This window comes from Xanthomonas sp. WHRI 10204, from assembly GCF_040202875.1.
Lineage (GTDB): Bacteria > Pseudomonadota > Gammaproteobacteria > Xanthomonadales > Xanthomonadaceae > Xanthomonas.
Map to the genome: position 1 here is coordinate 759,284 of NZ_JBEGDW010000001.1, position 11,764 is coordinate 771,047.

9 protein-coding genes and 2 other RNA genes are annotated in these 11,764 nt (G+C 63.4%); 6 read left to right on the top strand and 5 right to left on the bottom strand.

From position 1 onward, the window contains the following. Positions 1 to 50: 50 nt before the first annotated feature. Positions 51 to 1,784 (top strand): type IV-A pilus assembly ATPase PilB, encoded by a 1,734-nt coding sequence (gene pilB / locus ABQZ00_RS03345; protein ID WP_503064234.1) that lies wholly within the window; start codon positions 51 to 53, stop codon positions 1,782 to 1,784. Between the two features lie 553 nt (positions 1,785 to 2,337). Here the strand turns inward: pilB and ABQZ00_RS03350 are convergent. The 3 genes from ABQZ00_RS03350 to ABQZ00_RS03360 form a co-directional block, all read right to left on the bottom strand. Continuing rightward, positions 2,338 to 3,732, bottom strand: a complete 1,395-nt coding sequence (locus ABQZ00_RS03350) for a sigma-54-dependent transcriptional regulator (protein ID WP_055848888.1) — start codon at positions 3,730 to 3,732, stop codon at positions 2,338 to 2,340. Positions 3,733 to 4,102: 370 nt separating this feature from the next. After that, positions 4,103 to 4,179, bottom strand: a non-coding RNA gene (locus ABQZ00_RS03355) — sX9 sRNA. A gap of 51 nt (positions 4,180 to 4,230) precedes the next feature. After that, positions 4,231 to 5,847, bottom strand: coding sequence for a sensor histidine kinase (locus tag ABQZ00_RS03360; protein WP_323537598.1), 1,617 nt, complete (start codon positions 5,845 to 5,847; stop codon positions 4,231 to 4,233). A 232-nt stretch (positions 5,848 to 6,079) separates the two neighbouring features. On the opposite strand from ABQZ00_RS03360, the gene sucC reads away from it, so the two are divergent. The 5 genes from sucC (at position 6,080) to ABQZ00_RS03385 (ending at position 10,665) form a co-directional block, all read left to right on the top strand. Continuing rightward, entirely contained in the window at positions 6,080 to 7,249 is a 1,170-nt protein-coding gene (gene sucC, locus ABQZ00_RS03365; protein WP_055848894.1) for an ADP-forming succinate--CoA ligase subunit beta, read from the top strand. Positions 7,250 to 7,273: 24 nt separating this feature from the next. Next, positions 7,274 to 8,149, top strand: coding sequence for a succinate--CoA ligase subunit alpha (gene sucD / locus ABQZ00_RS03370; RefSeq protein WP_055848897.1), 876 nt, complete (start codon positions 7,274 to 7,276; stop codon positions 8,147 to 8,149). A gap of 242 nt (positions 8,150 to 8,391) precedes the next feature. Then, positions 8,392 to 8,607 (top strand): hypothetical protein, encoded by a 216-nt coding sequence (locus ABQZ00_RS03375; RefSeq protein WP_323537597.1) that lies wholly within the window; start codon positions 8,392 to 8,394, stop codon positions 8,605 to 8,607. A gap of 24 nt (positions 8,608 to 8,631) precedes the next feature. Continuing rightward, positions 8,632 to 9,003, top strand: a complete 372-nt coding sequence (locus ABQZ00_RS03380) for an endonuclease domain-containing protein (RefSeq protein WP_055848904.1) — start codon at positions 8,632 to 8,634, stop codon at positions 9,001 to 9,003. Between the two features lie 21 nt (positions 9,004 to 9,024). Continuing rightward, positions 9,025 to 10,665: an NAD+ synthase gene (locus tag ABQZ00_RS03385; RefSeq protein WP_055848907.1), complete on the top strand. Its 1,641-nt coding sequence runs from the start codon at positions 9,025 to 9,027 to the stop codon at positions 10,663 to 10,665. Here the strand turns inward: ABQZ00_RS03385 and ABQZ00_RS03390 are convergent. After that, on the bottom strand, positions 10,659 to 11,636 hold the full coding sequence (locus ABQZ00_RS03390; protein WP_323537596.1) for a glycoside hydrolase family protein: 978 nt from the start codon (positions 11,634 to 11,636) through the stop codon (positions 10,659 to 10,661). The two genes, ABQZ00_RS03385 and ABQZ00_RS03390, sit on opposite strands and share 7 nt — an antisense overlap. Before the next feature lie 48 nt (positions 11,637 to 11,684). Beyond that, positions 11,685 to 11,760, bottom strand: a non-coding RNA gene (locus tag ABQZ00_RS03395) — sX9 sRNA. Positions 11,761 to 11,764 lie beyond the last annotated feature (4 nt).

Genomic DNA, 11,764 nt, shown 5'->3' on the forward strand with positions numbered 1-11,764 from the left:
CCACATGGCGTCCGCCTTCGGCGGAGCGTCGGGTTCAATAGAGGAAACGCATGAACGCCGTTACCACTGCCAACCTTATCGGTATTACCGGCTTGGCCCGTCGCTTGGTTCAAGATGGTGCGCTTGACGAATCCACCGCTCGCGGCGCTATGGACCAAGCTGCTGCGGCCAAGGTTCCGCTTCCTCAGTGGTTTGCCGAAAAGAAGCTCGTATCGGCTGCGCAGCTGGCGGCCGCAAATGCCGTGGAGTTCGGCATGCCTTTGATGGATGTGTCTGTGTTCGACGCTAGCCAGAACGCAGTCAAATTGGTCAGTGAAGAGTTGCTGCAGAAACATCAGGTACTGCCGCTGTTCAAGCGCGGCAATCGGTTGTTCGTGGGGGTAAGCAACCCGACCCAGACTCGCGCGCTGGATGACATCAAGTTCCACACGAATTTGGTGGTCGAGCCGATTTTGGTCGATGAGGATCAGATCCGTCGGACTCTGGAGCAGTGGCAGGCTGGAAACGCTTCCTTTGGTTCTTCGCTCGGTGATGATGACGAGGAGATGGGGGATCTCGACGTATCCGCCGGTGACGAAGACATGGGCGCTGGCGGGGATTCCGGGGTCGATGCCAAGGGGGACGATACGCCGGTGGTGAAGTTCGTCAACAAAATGCTGGTGGATGCGATCAGGCGGGGAGCGTCCGACATCCATTTCGAGCCTTATGAAGACGACTATCGGGTGCGTTTGCGCATCGACGGCTTGCTGAAGAACGTGGCCAAGGCGCCGGTGAAGTTGAGTCAGCGCATCGCGGCGCGCCTGAAGGTGATGTCGCAGCTGGACATTGCCGAGAAGCGGGTGCCGCAGGACGGGCGCATCAAGCTCAACCTGTCCAAGACCAAGCAGATCGACTTCCGCGTGAGCACTTTGCCGACCCTGTTCGGCGAGAAGGTGGTGCTGCGTATTTTGGACGCCAGTGCAGCCAAGCTGGGTATCGAGAAGCTGGGCTACGAGGCGGACCAGCAGAAGCTGTTCCTGGATGCGATCCACAAGCCATACGGCATGGTGCTGGTGACCGGGCCGACCGGTTCGGGCAAGACGGTGTCGTTGTATACGGCGCTAGGCATTCTCAACGACGAGACACGCAATATTTCCACGGCCGAGGATCCGGTCGAAATCCGCTTGCCCGGCGTGAATCAGGTACAGCAGAACGTCAAGCGCGGCATGACGTTTGCGGCGGCGCTGCGCTCGTTCCTGCGCCAGGATCCGGACATCATCATGGTCGGCGAAATTCGCGACCTGGAAACGGCCGAGATCGCGATCAAGGCGGCGCAGACCGGCCATATGGTGCTGTCGACGCTGCATACCAACGATGCGCCGCAGACCATCGCGCGTCTGATGAACATGGGCATTGCGCCGTACAACATCACTTCGTCGGTCACGCTGGTGATCGCGCAGCGTTTGGCGCGGCGGCTGTGCAACAACTGCAAGCGCAAGTCGACGCTGCCGGAGCATGCGCTGCTGGCGGAAGGCTTTACGCCCGAGCAGATCGCGAACATCGAGCTCTATGAGGCGGTGGGCTGCGATGAGTGTACCGAGGGGTACAAGGGTCGTACCGGTATCTATCAGGTCATGCCGATGACCGACGAGATCGGCGCGATCGTGCTGGAAGGCGGCAATGCGATGCAGATTGCCGAGGCCGCGCAGAAGATCGGCATCCGCGATCTGCGCCAGTCGGCGTTGATGAAGGCTTCGCATGGCGTGACCAGCCTGGCCGAGATCAATCGGGTGACGAAGGATTGAGTTAGCGGGGATTCGGGAGTCGTGATTAGGGGTTCGCAAGAGCCCCGATCGTCGCGGATAGCTCCAGATCTGCTTCTTCTGCCTGAGTCAGCTGGCATTGAAGGCTTCGCGTTATGTGACCAGCCTGGTTGATTTTAGTCTGGTGACCCAGGACTGATTGAGCGGGAATTCGGAAGTCAGCATTAGGAATTCGCAGAAGCGCCAAGCGCTGCACGCCACCGGCTACCGCTAACCGCTCAATGGGGGGGCTAGATGCGAGCCCTAGATTGGTACCGGTGCTTGTGCTTGCCGGCAGTGAGTAAGCCCGCGCATTGTGTAACGACCCAGGCCGAGATCAACCTTATGGCCAAGGACCGAAAATCAGGTTGGGTAACTGGAACAGCATGGGGCCTACACATTCCAGGCTTTCTGTCGTAGCCATCACTAGCAGCGATCAGGCTCGAATGCAGGGCTTGCGACGCTTCAGTCACCGCTACCTAGCCGGCAAGCATGATCGAAGCCGGCTGCCCGCTTTTACGAATCCCGCTGCCGAATCCCAATCCCGGCCTTTCAGCTACTCCATCCCCAACTTCTTCAGCTTATAGCGCAACGCACGAAACGTGATGCCCAGCTGCGCGGCAGTCTTGGTCTTGTTCCAGCGGTTTTCTTCCAGTGCCTTCTGGATCGCGGCGCGCTCGAGTTGCTCGATGTAGGAGGGCAGCGCGGAGGAGGCGGGGTCGATATCGACCACGGCTTCGCGCGGTTCGACCGCTGCGCTGCCCGGCGTCGCGGCCAGACGGTGGCCGCCGTGAGCGGGTAGGCGCAGGTCGGTGGCACTGATCTGGTCGTCTTCGGCCAGGGCCAGGGCGCGCTCAAGGATGTTTTCCAGCTCGCGCACGTTGCCCGGAAAACCGTACGTGTCCAGCGCGTCCAGGGCCGACTGGGTCAGTAGCGGAATTGGCCGGCCGTGGCTGCGCGCCAGGCGCGCAATGATGGCGGCGGCCAGTTGCGGCAGGTCGCCGCTGCGCTCGCGCAGCGGCGGCACACGCAGTTCGATCACGTTGATGCGGTAATACAGGTCATGGCGGAAGCGGCCGTCGGAGACCAGGTCGCCGAGGTCCTTGTGTGTGGCCGAGAGGATGCGCACGTCCACCAGCGTTTCGCCGGAGGCGCCGACCGGGCGCACCGATTTTTCCTGGATCGCGCGCAGCAACTTGACCTGCATCTGCAGCGGCAGCTCGGCCACTTCGTCCAGGAATAGCGTGCCGCCGTGCGCGGCCTGGAACAGGCCGGGTTTGTCGGCATGCGCGCCGGTGAAGCTGCCCTTCTTGTGGCCGAAGAACTCGCTTTCCATCAGTTCGGCGGGAATGGCGCCGCAGTTCACCGGAACGAAGGGGCCGGCGGCGCGGGCGCCTTGTTCGTGGATGGTGCGTGCGACCAGCTCCTTGCCCACGCCGGATTCGCCGACGATATACACCGGCGCCTGGCTACGCGCGACCTTGCCGATGGTGGCGCGCAGGCTCTCCATCGCGGTCGAATCGCCAAGCAGGCGGCTGGCCTGTTCGGGCGGCGGCGGGGGCGGTGCAGGGCGGTCGCGGTTGTTCAGTTCCAGCGCGTGCTTGACCAGGCCGCGCAGCACACTGATGTCCACCGGCTTGCTGACGAAGTCGAAGGCGCCGGCCTTCAAGGCCTCCACTGCCAGATCCATGCTGCCGAACGCGGTGATCATGGCGACCGGCGTTTGCGGATAGTGCTTTGCGATTTCGGTGACCAGTTCGATGCCGTTGCCGTCGGGCAGCCGCATGTCGGTCAGGCACAGGTCGTAGGGATTGCTGGCCAGCAGCTCGCGCGCCTCGGCCAGATTGGCGGCGGTGCTGATGCGCAGGCCCATGCGGCCCAGGGTGAGAACAAGCAACTCGCGGATATCACGCTCGTCATCGACAACCAGGGCACTTTTGGGTTCGCTCATGGTGCGCACGATAGCCCAGCGTGATGACAATCGACAATTACCTGCAACGATGGCGCGGCAAGGTTGCTCAACGGATCGGGAGGGACGCGGGCCAGAGGTGTCGGACGGCCATCAAGGTCTGGGCGCGCTTCCCGTGCACATGCGATCTGATTCACACGCGACCCTTTGTTCGAGTGGCAGCTGCTTTTTCAGCCGTTTTCAAGCGTTTGATCATCGGCATGCTGTTCTCGAAAGCATCGCCCATAGACCAGATGCAGTGTGGACGTCGCCGCACATCGGACGCATGCCCACGCGCAATACAGCAGCGGCGAACCAACGCTGCCCACACACGCAATCGCGAAACGCCCGAATCGGCAAACTCCCTTAGAGCGGCTCACAAAACATAGCGAGCACGTCAGGTGGGCGCAGAAGGCGCGGAGGAAACGGTGCGTACGAGTAGTTGTACATGCCGACTTCGCGCATCTGCCGCGCCCGCGTGGCGGGTGCACAGTCCTTCTGTTAGTTGCTCTTACCTTGCAAGCTATTAGGCCCCTGCAAGGCAATCCGGAAACACGCCCCACCGCCGGGAACCGGGACATAGTCCAGTTGCGCCTGGTTGGCGCGGCACAGCTCCTGGGCGATGTACAGGCCGAGCCCGGTGCCGTGTTCGGAGGTGGTGTAGAACGGGCGGAACAGTTGCGCGGCCACCGTCTCCGGGATGCCGGGGCCACGATCGACGACATCGATCACCGCCATGCGCTCCTGCCGCTCCACGCGCAGTTTTACCCGAGCCGGTTCGTCCATGACGCGGCCGTACTTGAGCGCGTTATGGACCAGGGCGGTGAGAATTTGATACAGGTGCTTGGGGTCGACCAGGGCATGTACCGAGCTGCCCTGGATGCTGGCCTCCAGGATGTCGGTTTCCATCGACAGGGTCTGCCGATATTCGACCACGAAGCGACGCACGAACGCGGCCAGATCCAGGTTTTCCGGGCTGGCGCGTTCGCGACGGGCCAGTCCGAGCACGCTTTCGACGATGCCGTTGGTGCGCTGGCACTGCTGATGGATGATCTGCAGCAGGCGGCGGTCGGCATCGCCGATGTCGGGGGATTCTTCCAGCAATTGCGAGGCGTAGCTGATCGCGGCCAGCGGGTTGCGGATCTCGTGGGCCAGGCTGGCCGAAAACCGCCCCATCGCCGACAAGGTCAGCGATTCGGCGCGGCGCGAGACCACCGTGGCATCGTCCAGAAACACCAGCACCAGGTCGCTGTCGGCGAGCAGGCGCACGAAGCGCGGCTGCACTTCCGGACGGTCGGCACCGAGTTGCAGCGGCGCTTCTTCCTGTCGCCAGCCGCTGCGCCAGCGCTGCAGCCTGCGCGCCAGTTCCGGGGTGAGCGCGGCCAGCGACAGATCCGCCGGCGCATTGCGTTGGTCGCCATCGCCAAGCAGTGCCAGTGCCGCTTCGTTGGCCAGGGTGATGCGGTTATGCGTGTCGACCACCAGCACGCCGGTGCGCATGCGCCGGATGATCAGCTCGTTGATCTCGTACAGATTGGCGACCTGCGCGCCGCGTTCTTCGGCCAGCACCTGGTTGCTGCGCGCGCGCGCGGCGATCTGCTGGCAGATGTAGGCCACCGCCACGTAGCTGGTGGCAAACATCGCCAGCTCGGCCAGCGGGCGGGTGGCGCCGCCTTCGAGCAGCGTCCATAGATATTCGAGCACGATGGCGATGCTGGCGAGCACCGCCACGCTCATGCCATAGCGCAGCCGTAGCAGAATCGAGGCGGCGGCGACATTGAATAGCAGCATCATCGCGATGCCGGCGCTGGCGCCGGGCAGGGCGTGGGTGGCCAGGGTGGCAGCGAGGATGTCGGCCACCACCGCGCACAACACGGTGGCGGTCAGCCGGCGTTCGCTGCGGCCCCAGAACAGCAGCGGGATGGCCATGCACAGGTAGCCGATCGCCACTCCGGCAGCCAGACGCGGGTAGCGCGGCTCGGGAATGGCGTCGGACAAGGGACTGAACACCAATGCGGCGATCAGCCCGGCCACCAGCACCCGGTACAACGAAAAGAAGTACAGCTCGCGCTGCGGCGCGGACTGCACCCGGGCGATGAGCGATGCAATGGAGGTCAAGCCGATTCCCCGCCGTAACAAGCCGCGAGTATAGGCAGGTGCGGTCCTGGGCACAGCGCGTGCGCACATTGTCGGGCGGCGCGCAAGCGCGGCGACCAGACGGGCAATGCAGGCGAATTTTGCGCCGCACGGCGTGGTCGGCCACAATAGGCGGCCCGTTAGCGTCTTTCGACGTGCCGCCCCGGCGGTCTGCGTTGCACGCAGCGGTCGTTTCCTTTTCCCACGGTGACGCATGAATTTCCACGAATACCAGTCAAAACAGCTGCTTGCCGAGTACGGCATCCCCGTTCCGGCCGGCAAGGTCGCGGCGACCCCGGACGAAGCGGTTGAAGTCGCCAATTCCCTGGGCAAGGGCCCCTGGATGGTGAAAGCGCAGATCCACGCGGGCGGCCGCGGCAAGGCTGGCGGCGTCAAGTTCTGCAAGACCACCGACGATGTGAAGGCCGCAGCGGCCAAGATGCTCGGCACCAAGATGTCGACCTACCAGACCGCCGGCGTCGAGCTGCCGATCAACCTGGTGCTGGTGACCACCGCCGGCGAGATCGTCAAGGAGCTGTACCTGTCGATCCTGGTCGACCGCGGCACCAAGACCATCACCTACATCGCCTCGTCCGAAGGCGGCGTGGAGATCGAGCAGGTCGCTGCCGAAACGCCGGAGCTGATCCACTCGCTCAACGTCGATTTCGTCGAAGGTGTGCAGGGCTACCACGGTCGCGATTTCGGCTTCAAGCTCGGCCTCAACGCCAAGCAGGCCGGCCAGTTCGCCAGCATCATGGTGAACCTGTACCGCCTGTTCAACGAAAAGGACCTGGCGCTGGTTGAAATCAACCCGCTGGCGATCCTGGACGACGGCAACCTGTACGCGCTGGACGGCAAGTTCGACAGCGACGACAACGCTGCATTCCGTCAGAAGCAGCTGATCGCCATGCGCGACAAGACGCAGGAAGACGAGACCGAAGTGACCGCTTCGGAGCTGGACATCAACTACGTCACCATGGACGGCAACATCGGTTGCATGGTTAATGGCGCAGGTCTGGCCATGGCCACCATGGACGTCATCAAGCTCAATGGCGGCGAGCCGGCGAATTTCCTGGACGTGGGCGGCGGTGCGAACAAGCAACGCGTCATCGAGGCGTTCAAGCTGATCCTGTCCTCGGCCAAGGTCGAAGGCATCTTCGTCAACATCTTCGGCGGCATCGTCCGCTGCGACATGATTGCCGAAGGCATCATCGCTGCGGTCAAGGAAGTGGGCGTCAAGGTTCCGGTCGTGGTGCGCCTGGAAGGCACCAACGTGGAAGAAGGCAAGCAGCTGCTGCGCGACAGCGGCATGGCCATCATCCCGGCCGACAACATCAACGACGGTGCCAAGAAGGTCGTTGAAGCTGTCAAGAACGCCGCCTGATTCACGACACCGAAGGAACTATCCATGTCCGTTTTGATTAACAAGAACACCAAGGTGATCGTGCAGGGCTTCACCGGCCAGCAGGGCACCTTCCACGCCACTCAGATGATCGAGTACGGCACCCAGGTCGTCGGCGGCGTGACCCCCGGCAAGGGCGGCACCACGCATATCGATCTGCCGGTGTTCAACACCGTGGCCGACGCCGTGCAGAACACCGGCGCCGATGCGTCGGTGATCTACGTGCCGCCGCCGTATGCGGCCGACGCGATCCTGGAAGCGGCTGCGGCCGGCATCAAGGTCATCGTCTGCATCACCGAAGGCATCCCGGTGCTGGACATGCTGCGCGTCAAGAACGTGCTGACCCGCTCGCATCCGGACACCGTGCTGATCGGGCCGAACTGCCCCGGCGTGATCACCCCGGGCGAGTGCAAGATCGGCATCATGCCGGGCCACATCCACAAGCCGGGCAAGATCGGCATCGTGTCGCGTTCGGGCACCCTGACCTATGAAGCGGTCAAGCAGACCACCGAAGTGGGCCTGGGCCAGAGCACCTGTATCGGTATCGGCGGCGACCCGATCAACGGCCTGAACTTCGTTGACTGCCTCAAGCTGTTCAACGAAGACCCGCAGACCGAAGGCATCATCATGGTCGGCGAGATCGGCGGCGACGCCGAAGAAGCCGGTGCCGAGTACATCAAGCAGTTCGTGAAGAAGCCGGTGGTCGGCTTCATCGCCGGTGCGTCGGCTCCGGCCGGCAAGCGCATGGGCCACGCCGGTGCGATCGCATCGGGCGGCAAGGGCACTGCCGAAGGCAAGTTCGCGGCGATGGAAGCCGCTGGCGTCAAGACCGTCCGTTCGCCGGGCGATCTGGGTGCGGCGATTGCTGCGCTGGTGAAGTAAGTACTCGCTGCGCGCAAGCCTGCGAGTTGAGAGAGGCCACCTTCGGGTGGCCTTTTTTTATGGTTCGGTAGTGCTTCCCTCATCCGCCCTTCGGGCACCTTCTCCCGCATGCGGGAGAAGGGAGTGACGCAGGCAGTTGCGTGGCTGATAGATGGTGGGAGCGGGAGCGGGAGCGGGAGCAGTAGCAGGAGCAGGAGCAGGAGCAGGAGCAGGAGCAGGAGCAGGAGCAGGAGCAGGAGCAGGTGCAGGTGCTGGAGCAGGAGCAGGAGCAGGAGCAGGTGCTGGAGCAGGAGCAGTTGCAGCAGCAGTTGCAGCAGAAGCGGACTGCTTTAGCTTCGTGCCTTGGATTTCCCCTCTCCCGCTTGCGGGAGAGGGGTAGGGGTGAGGGCAGCTTTCCCCTACACCCCAAATCGATCGCAACCGATAGCTGGCACCAGCAGTTCCATAACACGCTGTGATCTGACAAAAACCCGATGCATCCAATGCGCGCTGGCGAAAAAATTCGATTTGCGAAAATCTTGCGACGCGAGATGACCAACGCCGAGCGCGCGCTTTGGTACCGCCTGCGTGATCGGCGCTTGCTGGGCTTCAAGTTTCGCAGGCAGTGTCCGGTCGGGCCGTACATCGCCGATTTCGCCTGCCTGGACTGCGCATTGATCATCGAACTTGATGGCAGCCAGCACCTGAACGCCTGCTCCGATGCAGTACGCGACGCCTTCCTGCAGCGCGAGGGCTTCCAGCTGCTGCGCTTCTGGAATAATGCGGTGCTGGCGCGCACTGACGATGTGTGCAACGCGATTGCGCAAGGTTTGTGCGTTGCCCGTTCTTCTTTCCCTCCTTCCGGCATCCGGTAGGAACCGCAAAAGGCTGCCGATATGTCCCAGATCCTCCGCATCGCCATGGCCCAGTTCGACTTCCCGGTTGGGGCGGTGGCAAAAAATACCGATCGCATCATCGAGTTCATTGCCACGGCACGCGACGAGTTCGAGGCGGACATCGTGCTGTTTCCCGAACTGGCGATCAGCGGCTACCCGCCGGAAGATCTGCTGCTGCGTCCGGGGTTCTTGGCGCACTGCGAACAAGCACTGACGCGCATTGCGGCGAGTACGCGCGGCATCGTCGCCGTGGTCGGCTGGCCGCAAAGCGCCGGTAGCGTGGTCTACAACGCGGCCAGCGTGTTGCGCGATGGCCGCATCGAAGCGACCTACCGCAAGCGCGAGCTGCCCAACTACGCGGTGTTCGACGAGCGTCGTTATTTCGATGTGGACCCGGATGGCGACAATTGCGTGGTCACGGTCAAGGGCGTGCAGGTGGGTGTGGTGATCTGCGAAGACCTGTGGTTCGCCGAGCCGCTGGCCAAAACCGTGCACGCCGGCGCCGAGCTGGTGCTGGTCCCCAATGCCTCGCCGTACGAGCGCGGCAAGCACGCGCAGCGCGATGCGCTATTGGCAGAGCGCACGCGCGAGAGCGGGGCGGCGATTGCGTATCTCAACGTGGTCGGCGGCCAGGATGCGCTGGTGTTCGACGGCGCCTCGGTGGTGGCCGATGGCGACGGCACCGTGCATCCGGCCGCTGCCGCCTTTGTCGATCAATGGTTGGTGGTGGACTACGCCGCCGGCGAACGCCGCTTCACCCCGGTGGTCTGGGTGGACGATGGCGACGAGAGCATGGACGCGCTCGCCTGGCGCGCGGTGGTGCGTGGCCTGCAGGATTACTGTCGCAAGAACGGCTTCAGCAAGGTGTGGCTGGGCCTGTCCGGCGGTATCGATTCGGCGTTGGTGCTGGCGATGGCGGTCGATGCGCTGGGTGGCGATAACGTCACCGCGGTTCGGCTGCCGTCGCGCTACACCGCCGGTCTGTCCAACGATCTGGCCGAGGAGCAATGCCGTGCGATGGGCGTGAAGCTGGAAACCATCGCGATCGAGCCGGCCTTCGAAGGTTTGCTCGCCGCGCTGGGTCCGATGTTCGAAGGTACCCAGCCGGATGTCACCGAAGAGAATCTGCAGTCGCGCAGCCGTGGCGTGATCCTGATGGCGCTGTCCAATAAATTCGGCGGGCTGCTGCTGACCACCGGCAACAAGAGCGAATACGCAGTGGGCTACGCCACCATTTATGGCGACATGTGCGGTGGCTACGCGCCGCTGAAGGATCTCTACAAGACCGAAGTATTCGGCCTGGCGAAATGGCGCAATACCGTCGGCGGTGCGCCAGTCATTCCACCGGCGGTGATCTCGCGCCCGCCGTCGGCCGAGCTACGCGACAACCAGACCGACCAGGATTCGCTGCCGCCCTACGATGTGCTGGACGGCATCCTGTACCGCTATGTCGACCAGGAGCAGTCGCGCGACGAGATCGTTGCCGCCGGTTATGCGGCCGACACCGTCGAACACGTGCTGCGCCTGGTGCGGATCAACGAATGGAAGCGCCATCAGGCCGCGCCCGGGCCGAAGATCTCGCGGCGCGCGTTTGGTCGCGAGCGGCGTTACCCGATCACCAACGGGTATTCCGGTCAGTAACCCGGCGCGTCGGCCATCGCTGCGGTGGCCGGCGGTTGCGCGAAGCGGGTGAGCAACTCAAGAGTCGGCTTGGGTCGCGTCAGGTCGTACATCAGGCCGAAATGGCCTTCTGCGCCCTGGATGGTGGTCTGGTCCAGCAACTCGTAGACATTGATCTCGGCGACCACGTCGGCATAGTTGGCGCGCACGTTGCGCAGCAGCTGCGCCAGGCTGTCGAAGCAACCCCGATCGCCTTCCACGCCGCCGGTGGTGTTGCCGGTGTAGACCTCGGCGCAGTTCAGCTCGTTGAAGAACACCGGCGTGTTGTAGGTCTTCGCGGCGGTGCGTAGCTGGCCCAGGTACAAGTCCGTCCAGTAGCCGGCATCGTGGTGGAAGGCGTAGTAGTGGAAGCTGATGTGGTCGAAGTCGAAACCGGCGGCCTTGGCCTTGGCAAGAAACCACAGCGAGCCATTGCGGTCGCCTGGGCAACGCGCGTTGGCGCTGCGGTCGTCGCTGTTGCAGGCGGTGATGTTGATGGTGAAACGCAGGCCCGCGCCCAGTTCGTTGGAGGCCTGGCGCATGCCCAGATACATGGTGGTCATCGCGGCGATGCGGGCATCGGCTTCGGCGCGCACCAGGTCCTGTTCGTTACCGATCTCCCAGACCTTGATGTCGGCCGCATAGCGACGTGCCAGTTGGTAACCGATCTCGCGCGACATCGGGTAGACCATCGGGCGTAGCGTGATGCCGTACTGACGCGCCAGTGGCACCAGGGCATCCAGCGTTGCGTAATCGCGCGGATCCACATCGAAGCGGTAGCTGCGCAGATTGCGTGCGGCCAGCAGTTTGAAGCGTGCCTCGGCCTGGGTCATGGGGTAGCCGGGGCGATTGTCGTGGGCGTTGACGCCGTAGACGATCGGGGCCGCGACTGAGACCGTGCTCAGTGTTGCCAGCGACACCGCGAGCAAAAATAGGGCGATGAGACGAGACATGCGGCCTCCTTGGCTGGCGCCGGCGGGGAGTCGGATCTTCCTAAGAGCGGCTAACAAACCGTCCCGAGCAGTCGTCAGGTGAGTGTGGACGGCGCGGAGGAACCGGAGTGTATGCGTGGTACATGCCG